Source organism: Acinetobacter sp. Ac8 (assembly GCF_055392545.1).
The window spans coordinates 3,011,453-3,029,392 of the sequence record NZ_AP043689.1 but is presented as its reverse complement, the minus strand read 5'-3'; the positions used below and the strand labels follow the sequence as shown (position 1 = coordinate 3,029,392).

General features: G+C 33.1%; 23 protein-coding genes and 2 pseudogenes. 23 read left to right on the top strand and 2 right to left on the bottom strand.

The window, feature by feature from the left end; genetic code table 11:
* Positions 1–35 precede the first annotated feature (35 nt).
* Complete coding sequence (locus ACZ5QH_RS14340; protein WP_303578078.1) at positions 36–914, bottom strand: ATP-grasp fold amidoligase family protein; 879 nt, start codon at positions 912–914, stop codon at positions 36–38.
* A gap of 383 nt (positions 915–1,297) precedes the next feature.
* Between ACZ5QH_RS14340 and ACZ5QH_RS14335 the strand changes: the two genes are divergently transcribed.
* The 19 genes and pseudogenes from ACZ5QH_RS14335 to ACZ5QH_RS14245 all read left to right on the top strand — a co-directional run bounded on the left by ACZ5QH_RS14335 (position 1,298) and on the right by ACZ5QH_RS14245 (position 13,056).
* Positions 1,298–1,534, top strand: a complete 237-nt coding sequence (locus tag ACZ5QH_RS14335) for a hypothetical protein (RefSeq protein ID WP_303578077.1) — start codon at positions 1,298–1,300, stop codon at positions 1,532–1,534.
* Positions 1,535–1,674: 140 nt separating this feature from the next.
* Positions 1,675–1,962, top strand: a complete 288-nt coding sequence (locus ACZ5QH_RS14330) for a hypothetical protein (RefSeq protein WP_303578076.1) — start codon at positions 1,675–1,677, stop codon at positions 1,960–1,962.
* Positions 1,963–2,128: 166 nt separating this feature from the next.
* A complete protein-coding gene (locus tag ACZ5QH_RS14325; RefSeq protein ID WP_303578075.1) occupies positions 2,129–2,389 on the top strand; it encodes a hypothetical protein in 261 nt (86 codons plus the stop codon).
* 402 nt (positions 2,390–2,791) lie between these two features.
* Positions 2,792–3,022, top strand: a complete 231-nt coding sequence (locus tag ACZ5QH_RS14320; RefSeq protein WP_303578074.1) for a hypothetical protein — start codon at positions 2,792–2,794, stop codon at positions 3,020–3,022.
* A gap of 108 nt (positions 3,023–3,130) precedes the next feature.
* The gene (locus ACZ5QH_RS14315) at positions 3,131–3,271 is read left to right on the top strand and encodes a hypothetical protein (protein WP_303578073.1); all 141 of its coding nucleotides are present in this window, start codon (positions 3,131–3,133) and stop codon (positions 3,269–3,271) included.
* Positions 3,272–3,514: 243 nt separating this feature from the next.
* A complete protein-coding gene (locus ACZ5QH_RS14310) occupies positions 3,515–4,078 on the top strand; it encodes a DUF2441 domain-containing protein (RefSeq protein ID WP_303578072.1) in 564 nt (187 codons plus the stop codon).
* Positions 4,079–4,116: 38 nt separating this feature from the next.
* Positions 4,117–4,551 carry a hypothetical protein gene (locus ACZ5QH_RS14305; protein ID WP_303578071.1) on the top strand — a complete coding sequence of 145 codons (435 nt, stop codon included), beginning with the start codon at positions 4,117–4,119 and terminating at the stop codon, positions 4,549–4,551.
* Entirely contained in the window at positions 4,520–5,161 is a 642-nt protein-coding gene (locus ACZ5QH_RS14300; RefSeq protein ID WP_303578070.1) for a putative metallopeptidase, read from the top strand. The genes ACZ5QH_RS14305 and ACZ5QH_RS14300 overlap by 32 nt, the downstream gene beginning before the upstream one ends.
* A 57-nt stretch (positions 5,162–5,218) precedes the next feature.
* Positions 5,219–5,314, top strand: a pseudogene (locus ACZ5QH_RS14295) (DUF2280 domain-containing protein); the annotation flags it as partial.
* 32 nt (positions 5,315–5,346) lie between these two features.
* A complete protein-coding gene (locus tag ACZ5QH_RS14290; RefSeq protein WP_464016709.1) occupies positions 5,347–6,093 on the top strand; it encodes a hypothetical protein in 747 nt (248 codons plus the stop codon).
* A 17-nt stretch (positions 6,094–6,110) separates the two neighbouring features.
* The gene (locus tag ACZ5QH_RS14285) at positions 6,111–6,536 is read left to right on the top strand and encodes an NlpC/P60 family protein (RefSeq protein ID WP_464016708.1); all 426 of its coding nucleotides are present in this window, start codon (positions 6,111–6,113) and stop codon (positions 6,534–6,536) included.
* The gene (locus tag ACZ5QH_RS14280; protein WP_464016707.1) at positions 6,533–9,025 is read left to right on the top strand and encodes a phage tail protein; all 2,493 of its coding nucleotides are present in this window, start codon (positions 6,533–6,535) and stop codon (positions 9,023–9,025) included. Before ACZ5QH_RS14285 ends, ACZ5QH_RS14280 begins: the two co-directional genes overlap by 4 nt.
* A 59-nt stretch (positions 9,026–9,084) precedes the next feature.
* A complete protein-coding gene (locus tag ACZ5QH_RS14275; protein ID WP_464016706.1) occupies positions 9,085–9,420 on the top strand; it encodes a phage holin family protein in 336 nt (111 codons plus the stop codon).
* A complete protein-coding gene (locus tag ACZ5QH_RS14270; protein ID WP_303577847.1) occupies positions 9,417–9,857 on the top strand; it encodes a lysozyme in 441 nt (146 codons plus the stop codon). The genes ACZ5QH_RS14275 and ACZ5QH_RS14270 overlap by 4 nt, the downstream gene beginning before the upstream one ends.
* A 176-nt stretch (positions 9,858–10,033) precedes the next feature.
* A complete protein-coding gene (locus ACZ5QH_RS14265) occupies positions 10,034–10,792 on the top strand; it encodes a hypothetical protein (protein WP_303577846.1) in 759 nt (252 codons plus the stop codon).
* 814 nt (positions 10,793–11,606) lie between these two features.
* On the top strand, positions 11,607–11,822 hold the full coding sequence (locus tag ACZ5QH_RS14260) for a cold-shock protein (protein WP_303577845.1): 216 nt from the start codon (positions 11,607–11,609) through the stop codon (positions 11,820–11,822).
* Between the two features lie 109 nt (positions 11,823–11,931).
* Positions 11,932–12,159 (top strand): hypothetical protein, encoded by a 228-nt coding sequence (locus ACZ5QH_RS14255; protein ID WP_035371050.1) that lies wholly within the window; start codon positions 11,932–11,934, stop codon positions 12,157–12,159.
* Positions 12,160–12,231: 72 nt separating this feature from the next.
* Positions 12,232–12,438, top strand: a complete 207-nt coding sequence (locus tag ACZ5QH_RS14250; protein ID WP_224964142.1) for a hypothetical protein — start codon at positions 12,232–12,234, stop codon at positions 12,436–12,438.
* A gap of 357 nt (positions 12,439–12,795) precedes the next feature.
* A complete protein-coding gene (locus tag ACZ5QH_RS14245; RefSeq protein WP_303577844.1) occupies positions 12,796–13,056 on the top strand; it encodes a hypothetical protein in 261 nt (86 codons plus the stop codon).
* A gap of 1,121 nt (positions 13,057–14,177) precedes the next feature.
* On the opposite strand, the pseudogene arsC reads toward ACZ5QH_RS14245, so the two are convergent.
* Positions 14,178–14,605 (bottom strand): annotated as a pseudogene (arsC, locus tag ACZ5QH_RS14240) (arsenate reductase (glutaredoxin)).
* Between the two features lie 83 nt (positions 14,606–14,688).
* Here arsC and ACZ5QH_RS14235 point away from each other — a divergent pair.
* Genes ACZ5QH_RS14235 through arsH form a run of 4 tightly spaced genes read left to right on the top strand, consistent with a single transcriptional unit; the run spans position 14,689 to position 17,250 of the window.
* Complete coding sequence (locus ACZ5QH_RS14235) at positions 14,689–15,012, top strand: ArsR/SmtB family transcription factor (RefSeq protein WP_303577843.1); 324 nt, start codon at positions 14,689–14,691, stop codon at positions 15,010–15,012.
* A 6-nt stretch (positions 15,013–15,018) separates the two neighbouring features.
* Complete coding sequence (locus ACZ5QH_RS14230; RefSeq protein WP_303577842.1) at positions 15,019–15,492, top strand: arsenate reductase ArsC; 474 nt, start codon at positions 15,019–15,021, stop codon at positions 15,490–15,492.
* 4 nt (positions 15,493–15,496) lie between these two features.
* Entirely contained in the window at positions 15,497–16,540 is a 1,044-nt protein-coding gene (gene arsB, locus ACZ5QH_RS14225; protein ID WP_303577841.1) for an ACR3 family arsenite efflux transporter, read from the top strand.
* 5 nt (positions 16,541–16,545) lie between these two features.
* A complete protein-coding gene (gene arsH / locus ACZ5QH_RS14220; protein WP_303577840.1) occupies positions 16,546–17,250 on the top strand; it encodes an arsenical resistance protein ArsH in 705 nt (234 codons plus the stop codon).
* Positions 17,251–17,940: the final 690 nt, after the last annotated feature.

The window sequence follows — 17,940 nt, the reverse complement described above, 5'->3', positions numbered from 1 at the left end:
TGACTCCATCAAGTGGGTATTTTTTTGCATAATATCTAAAATGTATGCCAATACGAACCAAGTTTCATATCCCATTCTTTGGGTTCAATTACCATTCTCCCGGCATTTGGAGTTAATGTTATTTCACTGAAATAGATATTATCTTTGGTTATTAAAAAATCAACTCTGCTATAACCATTTTTAAGGCAAAGAGCTTGTGATAGTTCAATTACCATACACAGCCTAGCTGGTTTCTTTAGACATACAGGACTGTTAGTTTTTAAATCAACGGTAAATGGTTGTAGAACCCAAGATGTATCATAGATATTAGAGTATTCGTTTTTATGTTGATCTTGCACATCTACTTCAATAAATTTGGGTTCACCTTTAAAGCAATGAACTCTACATGTTGTAATAGTTAATTTAGTCTCTTGGTCAATTAATAAATCAACATATTGCTCAGCTAAAATTGATGGCTGGATATTTTTATAGTGCCATTCTCTTTTCCTGAAATACATATTTTGTTTTAAATGACGCGTAAGTTTGCTTTGAGCATGTCTTAGATCAAATTGACTCTTATCAGTACAAACAATTGCACTGCCACTATCATGATTGCATTTCAAAACAAATCTGTTAGGCATCTTATCAAAGTCAATTTCATTGAAGGATTTATATGTACCAATTAATGGGACCAGATGCGAAGAGCAAATTTTATTACTGATCACTTCTCTTACAGCTAATTTATCAGCTAATAGGGTGTGTAAAGGATCCCTTTCATAAATCATTCTTGCTGTAACTTTTTCATTAAAGCTTTTAGGTTGTTCGAAATTAGGGGTGTAACCTAGTTTTTTCATAAATCGTTTAGATAAATAATTCTTGTCTGAAACAAGATATGTTCTTAATACCTTCGCAAGGTAAGTGAGATTGTGAATCATTAGGCTAAGACCGTAAAAAATAAAGTATAAGTTGTAAAAAAATACTTAGAAAATTTTAAAAAAGTGAGAATATAGAACAGAAATATTAAGTTCAATACCTTAAATAGTATTAATTAGGTGAAATATTACTTCTCGTGTATAATGTGTAAACAATTATTAAATAAGGTAGTAAGTTATGTACTACTCTTTAAATGCAATGTTCTTTTTCGCTATATTTCTTATTCTTACATTATTGATGTATCTATTTGGTGGTCTAAATTCAGGTTTAGTATTTTATAGATAGCATTAGTGCCTAAATTAAAGCTCACTTTTCAGTGGGCTTTTTGCTTTCAATATTTGCTATATAATAATTATTGTTAACCTTACTAGAAATTTTTTGACACATGAATGTTTATATTGGCGGTCCTTTAAATGGTTTTAAGCAATCAAAACTATTTCATAAAATACATAAAAAAGATTACTTCGATTATTTGGATGTGCGTTCAGGTATGGTTACTACTTACTATAAAATTAAAATGAACTTTAATGGTGAAGTTAAAAGATTTTGGGTTACAGAAGAATTTTTGCAAACTGATATAAGTAAACTAATAGAGGCATATATGGACACTAAAGTTAAATAGATAACTTTTTGTTATAGTTTTTTGTTTTTCGTAGAAAAGTCATGCCTAATTTTCTCAAATTTACTGATTTAGTTTAAAACTGTAAGATAGAGTGGACATGCATGATGGTAGAATGAGGTGTCATTTAAGTACTTTATTCCATGTCTGAAATCTATAAATACCGTTACACACAAATTAATACGTTTGGGTCATTACCAACATATAAAGTTTTTACCAGTATGAAAAGTAATAAGGCAAAATGGGTTTTCGCTGATAATACATTTATTTATGGAAATGTATCAGAGTGGGCTTTGATGCATTCAGGTCTAAACGCAGGTAAATCAACGTGGTCTGAAGAGCCTAAATTATTTTTAGAAATTGAAAAAAGAAGATTGATTTTGTATAAAGCCACTCACCCAGATTTTAAAACTGAATCCTTTATTGGTTAGGGTTTGGTGACTATTTCAAGGTTAATGAATGTGGGAGGGTGATACAGGCTTAGTTCACTATGCACATTTTTTCTTATTAATAACAATATTTTACATTTTTTTGTTCCCCCATTTTAATTTTTAGATGTTGTATAATTAGATCTCATTTTTATAGAAGATTTTTTAGATGACATATTTTATTGGTGGTAATTCAGATTCTGAACATGTCTCGCAAAATGATTTGGATCAAGGCTCTACCCGAATACTCAAGCAATTCGGATCTTCAAATGGCATGAGTAGACCATCTGAAATATATGAAAGAACAAAAGTTAGTATCAATGGTGATATTAAAACGTTCTATATTATAAGTGGAAAGCATCCCAAGATTTTTAAAGAAACAATTGTGCGTCTATGGGATGAAGTAGAAACAGACGTTTATGCATTATAAATTTAAATAAAAGTATCCTTTCCGAGGGGTTTTTTAATGCCATCTAAAAAATATTCACCAAAAAGGTTGAAATAAACCAATAACCTGTTAAGAATAGCTAAATGAAGATTTATGCAATAACTCTATCCCTGTTTAGTTTTTGCTTAATGATTCTAAGGAACCCCACTTTGTTGGGGTTTTTTAATGGAGGTATCTATGATTCTAAAACAAATCTTCTGCCTACACGTTTGGGAATATTCAGATTTCTTTACGGTGAGAGAGTGTCGGAAGTGTGGGAAGGTTAAACTGATCTGAGATTAAGATGTGCATATAATACAATTGGTTACGGTGGTTTGCGAAATTTTATAGAGCGAAAATTGTGCTAGAATGGTGGTTTTATTTTTAGATTCATAAGGAATCACCATGCAACCGACTACAAGCTCAACTGATTTTCAAGATATTTTTGATATATTATTTAAAACCAATCAATTTGAATCTAGTGATGTTTCAAAGGCAGTTATAAATGTATTGGAACTTGAAGGCAATTGTCTTAAAGAAATTGAAAAATACTGTTTAAAGCAGGGATATTATTTCAAAATAGATGAAATTGAAGAAAATTTATTAGAAATTGGTGTGAGTCAAAAGCCACTCTAATTGAGACATAACCAAAACCCCTCCCAAGGGGTTTTTTAATGCCTAGAGGAAAGTGAAATGCGTTCAAAAATTGCTTCATTAATTGGTGTATTGGCTAGGGGATTTGGTATGAGCTTTTCCAACCCTGGGACATCCAAGCAACATACTTCACCAATCTTACGAATGTCACACCAAGAAACCAAATCAAAGTCTAACAAAGTTTCTCAGGCTAAAAGACGTAAAAATAAACGTCAAGGTCGGTTGTTATGAATTAAGTCGAAGCACAAAAAAATCTCAAAATACTCGAACAAGATAAAGCACACTTACTCATACTTAAACATCTTAATTGGACTTGGGCTTTCAAGAATCATTGTGAAATGATGGTTAAGCAAATTAGAAAAGTGTAAAGTATATTGAAATAATTTAAAGTAGATAGTTAACAAGATAAAATAAACTACTTAAGAATTAACATAATGTATAATTTTTAACATTATTAATATTGCTGGAAGAGAAATGGCAGAATTTATTACAGTAGATAGGGGTAAAGTTTTATTTGAAGGGAAAAAAATAGAACTAATAACAGATCTCACCAAAACACATACAATTTCAATAGAAGGGATGATTTCTAATGATGATCTTGAGAAATCATTTTATAGAAATTATCCTAATGGTATATCTTTACATGGGCAACGTTATTTGTTTGGTTATCCGCCCTTTGTTGAATTAAGTAGAAGCAGAGAACTAGTGCAAATTTCTCCAATGATAGAAGCTATTTTTGAACAAGTTAGAAGAGCAGATTTCGCTAATCTACCATCTAGATTTGTTTCAATGTTTGCGTGGCATAATTTGGCTGATGCGCAGATGTTTAAGGAAAAGTATCAATGTCATGATGCTAATTTATTCAAAGTTGAAAGTGATGAATATTTCTTGGGAGATATGTCATTCTTAACTATTGGTGGGCAAGTAATGAATACGTTTGAGTTGGCATATAAATACTGGAATGGGGATAGAACTGATTCCCCAATCATAGAGGCTTTATTACCACTTCCAACAATTATTGGAAAATCTATTTCTTAACTTTACCTCCTCCGGGAGGTTTTTTATGGGTGCTATTTATGGAAGTTAACCAATACACCAGTTTTACCCAAAAGAAGCCAATTACAAAAAAACCAAGAACAAAACCACTGCCTAAGGCGAAACAGAATTATTTAGAAGCTGATGAAACTTTACATCAAGAACTTAGTGATTTATTAATTGGGTATGAACGTAAATTTCAACCAATCCACACTAAAAATTGGCGATTCGATTTTCATATCGTGAGGTTAAGACTTTTTATTGAAATTGAGGGAGGCTCATGGTCTGGTGGGCGTAGTGGAAAGTTAGCCAATAAAGCTTGGAGTGTTGACCGCTATGATAAAACTGAAGAGCTAGGTTATAAAATTAAACGGTTTCACCCAGATCAGATCCTTTCTGGTTATGTAATCAATTGGATTAAAGGGCAGTTAGAGAGATTAGAAAATGGAACAGATCAGACCATTTCCACCGACTGATTTTATTGATAAAGCTGAAGAAGAGGAATCGATACGCCTGGAACCCGCCGTGGATCTAAAAGAATGGGTGATAACAAATTTCTTAACGATTGGTGGTGCATTATATAACCCTGACCATGATCACATAGCAGAGCTATTACACGACGATGAAACCTTTTTAGCATTCGCTTGGGCGTCATCTGCCGCCGTTGCTAAAAAGAGAATGGTATTAGGTCAATGTGAAAAGGTCATGTTTAATCAAGGTGGTTGGCGTAAAGCTCGGCAAGAGCAGCAAATGCGCGACTGGTTTGGATTTGTTCCGGTTTATCTCATTACTGTCGATGCAAGCTTTTGCGAACGTGCAAACGATCGTGAATTTTGCGCTTTGATTGAGCATGAGCTATATCACATCGGTGTTGAGGGTGACGAGGATGGGGAAATCCTCTATAGCGATCATACAGGCTTACCTAAGCATTATTTAGCTGGCCATGATGTAGAGGAATTTATCGGGGTGGTCAAACGGTGGGGAGCAAGCGATAACGTCAAGCGATTGGTTGAGGTCGCTAAGAACCCGCCGTTTGTATCAGACTTGGAAATAACGAAATGCTGCGGAACATGTCTAATTAATTGAGCCTTTAGGCTCTTTTTTTATCTATTTAGGTTGACGTAGGTTGACAGGATTAAGGTTATGGCGGCTCTAAAAAAAGAGATAAAACTCTTTATAGTTCGCTCACTTGCCGTATTTAACACACCAACTGAAACAGTAGAGCTCGTCAACCAAGAATAAAGTTTTTAAAACTTTACTTGAATCTGGTGATGTTTCAATTACAGAAGATTCCAAGACTAAACCAACAGGTAGCAAAGCAAAAGATGATGGCAAGGGGGATGATGCAGCATTATCCGCATTCAAATACGGATACGGAACGTGATAGCTATTCGCATGCAAATCTCGCTGTTCACGACCTTGGTGCTAGTATTATCAATAAATGTGTTCCCGCAGGTGGGATCGGGCTTGGTGTTGTGCTGTCATTTTCTCGATTAACTGATTCAATTAATTATCAAAATTCATTGTTGAATTTAATTGGAACCGAACGAGAACCCGATCTTGTTGTGTTTGATTATGGTGTAAATGACTATGATCAACATCCAGCAGATATCGATGCTTTTGATCCGGAAGATCCATTAAATTCTGCTATGAGTATAGATTCACGCGATGCAAATACATTCATCGGTGCTCATAATAAAATTATTGATGAGATGTTGACTTTGAAGCCTGATCTGAAGTTTTGCTTTATTACACATTTCAGTAATGATAATGCAAATCCCAATATTGCAAAAAAACAAGATTTCTTCAAACAAATGAATGTTGTTATTAAGTCACTAGCTGATTATTGGGCAGCTCCGATTTTAAATCTTCATGAAAAGACTGGTTATAGAAATCGAAACAACTTTAATTCAATTGATCCAGCTATGCCAGACCACATTCATCCAGCGAGCGGAGATGGAAAGTCAGTTGAAAGCTTAAGGAACATCGTACGAAGTTTTTTAATCTCAATCGCTTAACGTTATTTGAGTAAAATATGAAAAACCACGAAGCTGTTGATGAAGCAATGACTTGGCTTGGTACACCATACCATCACCAAGGAAGAATCAAGGGTGTGGGTGTTGATTGTGGAACTTTGATTTGTGAAGTTTATGAAAAAGTAGGCTTAATGGATTACCTAGATCCACGCCCATATCCACCAGACTGGCATATGCACCAGATGGGCGAGCGTTATTTAGAGCATATCAAAAGTGTGTGCTTTGAAGTTGATGAACCTCAACCAGGTGACATTGTTCTTTATAAGATTGGCAAATGCGTTAGTCATGGCGCAATCGTGATTGAGTGGCCAACTATAATCCATTCCTATATCAATCTTGGGGTCATTATTCAGGATGGCACAAAAGGAAGTTTAGCCCGGCGAATAGCTGGGTTTTTTCGTATGAAGAGGCTAAAAATAGAATGAGTGGATTATTTGGTGGAAACACAATAAGTACTTCTGATACTCGTATTAATTCTATGCGAGTCCAGCAATCAGCTTACGGGCTTTGTCAGCCTTTAGTTTACGGTAAAAACAGACTTGCTGCCAATATGTTTTGGTATGGTGATTTTCATTCAATTGCCAAAACCACAACAACCAAGTCCGGTGGTAAAGGAGGGGGATCTAAAACTAAGAACACAACCTACACCTATTACACTTCATTGATGCTGGGGCTTTGTGAAAACAAAATCAAAGATATTGGGATCATTTGGCGAGACAAAGAACAAATCGTCACTAAAACTGAAAAGGGCGTTCAGTTAAAACCAATAGATCAAATCGGATTTGAACTATACAACGGGAATGCCAATCCTGTTTGGGGTTACTTACAGTCAAAACATCCAAATGAAGCAATTAATTATCCTTATCTTGGTTATGTAGCATGTGCCAATTATGAGTTAGGTGGTAGTGCAAGTCTTGCCAATCACAATTTCGAAGTGATTAGCGACATTACATTTTCAGATACGATTCATGATGCTAATCCGGCAGATGTAATTGAGGATTTGATTACCAATCCGCGCTATGGTGCTTCACCTTATTTAAGCATGGATGATCTATCTGAGTTTAGGACGTATTGTGCTGCAGCTAATTTATTAATCAGTCCAGCTTTGACAGAACAACGTGAAGCACATGAAATCATCAATGAAATTGTTGAAGCGGTTAATTGTGCGGTCGTACCAAGTCCTGACGGATTGAAAATCAAAACTTTTGGTGATTCATCAATCACTGGTAATGGTCATACCTTTACGCCTAATTTAGAACCGGTATATCACTTAACTGATGATGATTTTATCAGTGAAGATGAACCACCAATTAGAGTTCGACGAAGCCGTGATACTGATGCTTTTAATCATACTCAGATTGAATATGTAAACCGGTTCAATCAATACAACACTGAAACTGTTGAAGCAAAAGACCAGGCAAATATTGAAATGTTTGGCTTGCGTACTGAAGATCCAGTAAAACTTGAGATGTTCTGCGAGCCCAAAATTGCCCGACATGCGGTGCAATTACGTTTGCAACGGCTCTTATATGTTCGGAATGAATATGAGTTTAATTTAGGATGGAAGTACTGCCGTTTAGAACCGATGGATATTGTAACCATTACAGATGAATCCTTAGGTTTAGTTCAATTTCCTGTACGAATTACACGTGTAGAAGAAGACGAAGACGGGGTGCTGACGATTACTGCTGATGAGTTAGCCGTGGGCTCCAGATCTGCTATTGAATATGATTTGCAATCATCTAATGGTTACCAAGGTGGTAATGAAGATCCAGGTAATGTTAATGCACCTGTTATTTTTGAACCGCCTTTAGATCTAACCAATGGAATAAATCAAATATGGATAGCAGCATCAGGTGGGATCAATTGGGGCGGTTGTAATGTATGGGTAAGTTTAGACAATACAACATATGAGCGAATAGGCACGATTTATGGTTCAGCTCGATATGGATCAATTACAAATAGCCTTAGCACAAGTGACACTTCAGTTCAGGTACAGCTTAATACATCAAGTCAGATATTTAGCGGTACTGTTGAGGAAGCACAGGTAGACGCAACACTGTGTAAGATTGGTGATGAGTTTGTCAATTATGTTGAAGCAACGTTGAATGGATCCGGGCTGTATACATTAAGTGGAATGCTTCGGGGACGTTATTATGATCCAAGTACACATAATGCCGGTGAACCATTTGTTCGCATAGATAGAGCAATTTTTGAGTATGATTTTAATCAGAATCTAATCGGTAAACAGGTTTATTTGAAATTTACTAGCTTTAATGGCCTAGAGCAGAAAGAGCAATCTTTAGATGAAGTAACTGCATATAGTCATACAATTAGTGGAGGTATTCCATCAGGCGTTAAAGGTTTATCTTTGCAGTCGGCATTTGTTGGAACAAGTTTTAAGGTTCAATGGCAAAATACTGCAGGCGCATCTGGTTATATTGTTCAAATCTTATCTGGTGGCATATTACTAAGAACTGTAGATACGACAAACACTGATTATAGCTACTCAATGGAGGAAGCTAAAATAGATGGTGTGCAGCGTTCATATACAATTCGTGTAGCAAGTAAAAATGGAGAAGTCATAAGCTCCTATGCTGAGTTAAATATTAGCAATCCTGTACCACCTCAATTATTAAATGTTTATACATCGGCAACAAAAGACTCAATTACAGTCACTTGGATTCCAAGTGAAGTTCCTGATTTGAAAGACTATCAAGTTTGGGTAAGCACAAATGCTAACTTTGATCCAGGAACAGTAGCAGCCAATTGGACTGGTACTGAAAACGCTTGTACGATTAATCAACTTCAATCAACTACAACATATTATGTTCGAGTTACAGCAAGAGATGTTTGGAAAGCAACCGCTTGGAATTATTCAGCACGTATAACCCAAGCAACAACTGAAACTTAATTTAACTAAATACGAGCACTCAACAGGGTGCTTTTTTATTGCCAAAAATAGGGGGTTTTGTGGATAAAGAAACATTAAAGGAGATCGTTACAGGTCTTATAACTTACGGTTGGATGATTGCATTAGCAATGTTAGGAGGCTTAGTCGCTTTCATTCGCAGATTAAATCAGTCAAAAGAACCTAAACCGTTGAAGGAGATATTTATGCGACTTTTCGGTGAGTTAATTATCTCTGCATTCGCAGGGATTATCACAGTTCTATTGTGTATTTATTGGGATATGCCGTTGGTGCTTATTGGAGTACTTGCAGGTATGGCAGGGCATTTAGGTGGTAAAGCGATCGATACTTTTGTGTTGATTTGGAAAACAGTAGTTTCGGGAGGTAAGTTGCCGTGAAAATTAGCAATACAGGAATTAATTTGATCAGAGGTTTTGAAGATCTTCGACTCAAAACGTATGACGATGGTGTGGGTGTATGGACTATAGGTTACGGCACAACAGCAATTAATGGTGTCGCAGTTAAGAAAGGCGAAACTTGCACTGCAGAACAAGCTAAGTCTTACATGGCACAAGATTTAAAGAAATTTGAATCTGCGGTTAATACGGCTGTAAAGGTTGCATTGAATCAAAACCAGTTTGATGCGTTGGTATCTTTGACTTACAACATTGGCATTGGTGCATTTAAAAGCTCAACACTACTCAAAAAGTTAAATGCAAAAGATTATAAAGGCGCAGCAGAGCAATTCCCGCGGTGGAACCGTGGAGGTGGTCGAGTTTTGAATGGACTTATAAAGCGCAGAAAAATTGAAATGGAGTTATTTTTAAAAAAGTAATTAATTTTTAAAAGAGCTCATTAACAAAATTTTTAATGAGTTCTTTAATTATTTGGTACTTTTATGATTTAAAATTCACAATATCAATAATATAAGGCATAAATCATTTAAATTAAATAATTTCCCTAGTTTATTTGAAAGTAATATAATAAATTTTTAACATAACGAATATAATTATGGAATTTTTATCTTCTATATGGAACTGGTTAGATGAAGAATTTAGAGCAGTTTTAGCTTTATCAGCCTCAATATTTACAATTTATTTTGCTTATATGAAATTTGGGAATAAAGTTGGTGTGAGCTACTCTATAACAACTGAAAAATCATCTCATTCTAGGATAAATAATCTAATTTTTAGAAATATGAGAGATAAGCCAGTAACTATTTATAAAGTGGTAGCGATTTTCGATAAGACTTATTATTTTGAAATAATAAAATGTTCACCTCCATTAATTTTAAAGCCTTATGAAACGATAGCACTAGATACAGAGCAATTTAGCCATCTTAATGTTAATAATGATAGATATTTTCCTGATTTTGAAAAACCTGAGATATACATTGAAACTGGAAGTAAAGTAGTTAAGTGTAAGACAAATTTCCATAAAACGCAGGTTTTTGATTACATGCAAGTTTCGAAAATTACTAATAAATTTAATGGAATAGTTTATGATGAGAATGTTTCGTTTGCATTGGTATATAGAGTAAATGGTGAAAATAAAACAGCATTTATTTTTGATAGTGGTTTTATTGGTTGTGAGTGGGATTTTCATATCAATGCAATATGGAAATCAAATGAAAATATAAAAGCTATAGAAATATGTGATTTTTTAAATAATATATTATCAGAAGAAATTGAAGTTTATGCCTTGTATAAACTCAATAAAGGTAGTCTAAAATTTGAGCAAATAAATTTTTATAAAAATAAAGGGAGTTAATATTGAATTTATGTTTATTAATTATTAGGTTTCTTTGAGTGTTTTCTTAAGCTTGCAGCATATTTATACTCTATGTTCACATTTTATGATATAAAATTGAGTCAGGAACATTAATCAGCATAAAATTTCAGGATAGACAAGCGAATTCAATCAAATAGCAGCTTATCATGTTGAAAAAGAGTGATTCTGAAGGATTGGCATACTGAGTTAGATTATTGTGAAATAAATTTTATTACAACATGTTTAAATTTAGGGGTTACAAATTTCAAAAATAGTTTTTAAAAGCTGTTTTGCTAAGATATGTATAATTTTAATTATTAAAAAACAATTAATTATGGTTAAAATAGTATCAATTATGTCATCATTAATCACAGCGGTCAGCATAATAGATACAATTAAAATAAAAATTAAGAAAAAGAATTTACTACTGAAATATTTTTTGTTCATGCATTTACTCTGTATATAAGCGTTATATTATAACAGTAAATTCCGAAAATTTATATATTTTATAAGTAATAATAGAGTTTAAAATTTACTTTTTATTTAATTTGTCTTTATTTTCAATTTCTTAAATTAAAAACCAAACTTTTTTATAAAAAAAATAAATATATATATAAGAAAACTTGATTATTTTTATTTTCAGTATATAATGAGCCTAACTAGAAAAAGTTATGTTTGGTAAATCTTCTCTAAGTACCGCAGTATTAGTCATAATCCTTCGTTTTTTTCAGATTTTAAGCTCCATTCTTTATTATTTCGATGTTACCGATAGTCAATGAACTGGCTAAAATTTTTAAAAAAAATAGGATTTATTATGTCTAATTCAAATATTGTGAAAGGTACTGTTAAGTGGTTTAACGAAGCTAAAGGTTTCGGTTTTATTCAACCAGAATCAGGTCCAGACGTTTTTGCTCATTTTAGCGAAATCGCTAGCTCTGGTTTCAAAACCCTTGCTGAAGGTCAACCTGTTGAATTCAGTATTGCACAAGGTCAAAAAGGCCCAAATGCTGTAAATATTGTTGCTGTATAAGTAACTATAAGCAGTACTAAATAAAAGCACTTATTAGTGCTTTTATTTTCTCTTAAAATTATTATTAGTAATTTTATGAATGTCGATAAGATTAAATTTAGGATGTAAATTGTTAAAAATAAATGATTTAATTGCAAAATCTAAAAATGGTACAGAAATTCTTGTGTCTCTAATTCCTCTAAATAAAATACAAAGTACACGTGAAGGTTTTAAAACAGTTGAAGTTGGTAAAAGAGTCCTGCTTTCTTCTGGAATTGAAGTAGATTTAAATTTAGATGGACGTACATTTTATGCGTCTATAAATCAACTATTTAAATTAAATGATAGAGTTATTTAAATAAAACTCAATTAGCTATTGGATACTTAGGTAGATCCATTATTTCTACCATAATTTTATTAGGATATCGCAATGATTAAACAAAATATCAGTGTTAAAGATCAGTTTGGAATTAAATATCTCATTCAAGCAACAGTAGATAATTATTTTGCTAATACTCAATGTTTTTCAAATTTAAAATACATAACAGTTGAAGGTGAAGATATACGACCTAGCTTTGAAATGTTTTTTCAAAGTACATTAAGTGGTAAAATTTTTAAGATTGATAAAATTTCTTAAAGATTATTAAACCTTTACAGATGAATTCTGTGAAGTCATTACAGATATTTTCTTTAAGAAATAATCTAACATTAAGTCTGGTAACAGGCTTTTTTTTTAATGGGTTGTTCATATGAGTGCAAAAAACTTCGAGTGAAGAGCTTTGGATGATGCGAAGAATAGGGTCATTAATTAAGATTTTATTGTTAGAAGAAATTTCGGAATAAAAAATATTAAAAATTCAATAACAATTTCGTCAAAGCAACAATTAAACTTAACTTATTGAAATTTATGAATTGTAAAAAAATATTTAATTAAAATACATTAAGCGCTTAGATGATGTATATTGCCTTTAATATCAAATAGGAAATCTTATTTTTGAATATATATCAGATAGTGCTCCAAGATGCAGAATCTAAATTGCATAAAATCGTTAAGAAAAAAGATACAATTTATAATTCTATTAATAAAGAGATGAATGAAGCGTGGGTTTGGATCAACTCAGAAACATCTGAATTTTTTATCATTGAGTTATGGGAAGAGCTTGATAATGTCACAATCAATCAAAAAATAAAATATAAAGAACATACATTTACGGTAGTGAGTATCAAAGCCAATGAAAAAAAATATTATTCTTAGAGAACTAATAAGACTAGTTAAAAAAATCAAGTGTACGTTAAATTCAATCTTTAACATAAGCAGCTTTAAAAATCCTTGGTTTTAAAGTGATTCTTCTAATGATTGTTACTTTAAAAAAAAGGGGCTGCATAATCTTCAAACCCTTGTAATTTCAGGTATGGTCAATTTAACCATAATTGATAACCTCAAATTTGAGGACATAATTCAACTATCGTGAAAATCATCATAGTTCAATTTTTATCTAATGATTTTCAGTCTGGTCTACTAATTCGAGTTCTCAAAAAATAGATTCATATTAGACCAGAAATAGAGTGCTAATTACTCTTAATCTGCTGATGGACATGCTGTTGATGCAGAAAGATTAAGGGAAGAATGGCCTGATAATTAAATGTACTCATGACGCTATTTGCAATTTATTACTTTGGCCAAACTTTATCCCAAGCATGACTAAACCTTTAAAAACCATAAACTATTGTTTTACATATATTAATTTTTTTCACATAGTGGCATAATATTACACAAAACATTAATCGATGAGTGCTTTATTCCTAGGAATAATTTTGGAATAATAAGCTAATAGAGTTTTAGACTAGAAATGTTTAAATACTGTATGGGAGTATATTTGAAAAACTTAATGGATGCTCAATGAACTTGCTGCGACTAATTGTTTCGATGTTATTAACCTCATTGTTCTTAGTATTGATATATGTAGATTTAAAGGGTGTGTAATCTTTCGTAAATAAACCCATTTAAAGCTCTGGGTAGGATTGATTTTTATTAATGTAATTGACTGTGGCTGGATGATAATTTGCACCATGTTTTTAATTATGTTTTAAACTATTAAATACATACTTTAATGTAATGACAATTTCGCTAAAACAATAATAAAACTTTCGTATAAAGTTGCAAACAGCCGGTTGTCCAGAGCTTCCAAAGAAACCATCATTGAGTACACCAATACCAACAGTGACATACTCGAAAACTGCATCACTGAATATCGAGCAGTGGCATCAGCAACTAATGGACACGCTGTTGATGCAGAAAGATTAAGGGAAGAATGGCCCTCTGAGTAAAGGTTAATTCGTATAAGACCCATTTTTTACTTAAAAATTAATTTAAATTTACTTAACTCTATTTCCATTTTCATCAATTATTACTTCACCGTCCTCTTTTTTAAAGGCCCCCATTTGTGGATTTGGCAAAATATCTAAAACTATTTTGATGGTCTACAAAGTCGCACACCAATCTCAGTAAAAACAAATGGGCGATTAATTAAAATAGGAAATTCAATCATAAATCCAATTAATTGATGATTACTCCAATGCTCTTTTTCTAATTCTAGTTTTTCATAAGGCTCAACGTTCTTGCGAATAGCTTCACGAACAGTCAATCCTGATTTTTCAATTAATTCTATTAACTCTTGTTGGTTCGGTGGGTTTTTAAGGTACTCAATAACTTCAGGTTCTTGTCCTGAATTTTGAATTAGTGCCAAAGTATTTCTTGACGTTCCGCATGCTGGATTATGGTAAATCTTAATTTTTTGTGACATGAGATTTCTCAATAAAAAAGAATATTGCATTTATATATGGATATGCGTATATTCGCAATAGTAAATATATAGAGTATTAAAAAATGGATCAAACAGATTTCTTTAAGTGTCTTTCTGACCCAACTCGTTTAGACATATTAAAACTTGTTATTGCAAAACAAAACGTATGCGTTTGTGAACTTACAGAACAACTTGAACTTAGCCAACCTAAGATTTCTCGACATTTAGCATTGCTTAGAAATCTTTCAATTTTGCTTGACCAAAGACAAGGCCAATGGGTGTATTACAGATTGAATCCTAATCTTCCTGAATGGGCTAATTCCGTTTTAAACATCATCTCAATTCAAAATGACGAAATGATTAACAACAATAAAGTTAATTCGTCTATTTCAATTCATTGCGAGTAATCCCTTATGAAATTTTTATTTTTATGTACTGGTAACAGTTGCAGAAGCATTCTTTCAGAAGTGTTATTTAATAGCCGTGCACCTTCAGGTTGGAAAGCTTATAGTGCTGGCAGTAAACCAACAGGTACGGTTCATCCATTAACAATTAAAACTCTTGAAAACTTAGGACTATCAACGGAAGGTTTATCAAGTAAAACAGTTGATGATTGTGAACAATATCAACCTGATGTTGTGATTACTGTTTGTGATCAAGCAGCACAAGAAGCATGTCCACTTTATCTAGGTGGAGCAATCAAAGCACATTGGGGGCTTGCCGATCCATCTCATTTAGATCTTCCAGAAGAAGAAAAGCTTAAAGCATTTTTAGTTACTGTGAATCACATCAATAAGCGTTTGGATGCTTTATTTACCTTAGATGTAAATAAACTTACACGTCCTGAACTTATTTCTGAAATCAATAAAATTTCAAATATTGAGTAAGATAATGACCACATCAAAACTGTCTTTTTTAGATCGCAATTTAACGCTATGGATATTCATTGCAATGGCGCTGGGGGTTGGGATTGGTGTGTTTTTCCCCCAAGCTTCAATTACTTTGGACAAGTTAAGCATTGATTCAGTAAATATTCCTATTGCGCTAGGTCTAATTCTGATGATGTATCCGCCGCTTGCCAAAGTAGACTATGCAACTTTGCCGCAAGTTTTCAAAGATAAACGAACTCTAACTCTTTCTTTGGTTCAAAACTGGCTCATTGCACCGTGCTTAATGTTTGTATTAGCTATTATTTTTCTGCATTCCTATCCTGAATATATGACTGGGCTAATTCTGATTGGTTTGGCACGATGTATAGCAATGGTACTGGTTTGGAATGGTTTAGCATGTGGTGACAATCAATATGTTGCAGCGTTAGTCGCATTTAATAGTATTTTTCAAATACTATTTTTCAGCACCTATGCTTGGCTATTCCTAACATATTTACCACCGTTTTTTGGCGTGGAATCACAAGTCATTGATGTGAATTTCTGGACTATCACACATGCTGTACTCGTTTATTTAGGAATTCCTTTTTTACTTGGTTTTTTAACTCGATTGATTTTAGTCAAACAAAAAGGTTTGGAATGGTACCAAACTAAGTTTATACCGAAGATCAGCCCTTTAAGTCTAATTGCGCTCTTATTTACAATTGTGGCCATGTTTAGCCTTAAAGGTGGAGAAGTAGTAAGCCTACCATTAGATGTAATCCGCATTGCAATTCCTTTAACAATCTACTTTGTTGTAATGTTCTTCATTAGTTTCTTTATGAGCAAATGGATGGGGAATGATTATCCTAAAACCACAGCAATTTCATTTACTGCGGCAGGAAATAACTTTGAATTGGCACTGGCTGTTGCTATTGCGACTTTTGGTTTAGCTTCCCCCGTGGCGTTTACAACTGTCATTGGTCCACTTGTTGAAGTACCTGTATTGATTGGTTTAGTTAGTGTGTCCTTGTGGCTCAGGAAAAAGTTTTTTCAAGACGAGGTGTAATTTCTATGGCTCTCCCAAATCTAGATTTAAATCTTCTTGGACAACCAACTTTAGAAAAGGTTCAAGCAAAAGAAGTAAATCATGCTCCACGGATTCTACTGTTGTATGGTTCAAATCGTGAAAGGTCATTTAGTCGACTAGCAATTTTAGAAGCTGGTCGAGTGTTGGAGTACTTAGGTGCAGAAGTAAAAATCTTCCATCCAAAAGGATTACCTCTTCCTGAAGATGCAGATACGGAACATCCAAAAGTTAAAGAACTTCACGAATTGTTATCTTGGTCTGAAGGTATGGTTTGGTGCTCACCAGAACGCCATGGTTCTATGAGTTCAATTTTTAAAGCCCAGATTGACTGGATACCTTTAGCAGCTGGAGCAATTCGAGCTACTCAAGGAAAAACATTAGCATTGATGCAGGTAAGTGGAGGATCTCAGTCCTTTAACAGCTTGAATCAAATGCGTGTTTTAGGGCGTTGGATGCGTATGATCACTATTCCTAATCAATCTTCTATACCTAAGGCATTCCTAGAGTTTGATGAAAATGATCGAATGAAACAATCCTCTTATTACACTCGGATTGTAGATGTAATGGAAGAGCTTTATAAATTTACACTTTTAACTAGAGGGCAATCAGCCTATTTAACTGATCGATATTCAGAGCGAGTTGAAAGTGCAGAGGAATTATCAAAACGTGTAAACCAAAATGCGATTTAATTTTTAAAATTAGTGCATTTATTGAGTTTTGATATTAAAACTTGGAGTAAACGTTTTAGTGCTTTTTAGAGTCTTTTTAATTTTATAGTATGGAGTGTTGCATCTTAAAAATTATCATTTCTAACAGATACGTACATTGTACATATCAAGTCTGACATCTCCATACTACAAAATTGAAGCAAGAGAGTAATATCACCAAGGGGCTGACTAATTGACAGGCCCTTTTTAATTTTTGTGACTTATAAAAAAGTTGAAAAATAAGTACATAAAACCTGTTCAGTCTACAAATTATTAATTTTAAAAGTAGACCCATAGTAGACAAAAAATAGACTGCTAAATATTCCTAAATATTGCTTATTAAAGTTAAATTTACATAACCTATTGAATATATGAGTTTAATATTTTTTCTGTTAATTCTTATTATTGCTTGATATTGCTAGATTTTAAGTAAATATTAGAATTTGGAATTCGAATTTATTACTCATGTTGCTATGCATTCCTGTGTTGTTTATTGCATATCTATCAATTGCTTGCCAGTATTTACTTGCGCTGATTCAATTTCAAATCATTCAGTTGAAAAAACAAGAGCTTTATCTTGCTGATCTGATTGCTTGATTGAATTTTACAATATTTATAAGGAAACCTATCAACTACGCCAAAAGCATCTATGAGATGTTTTGAGAGAAACGG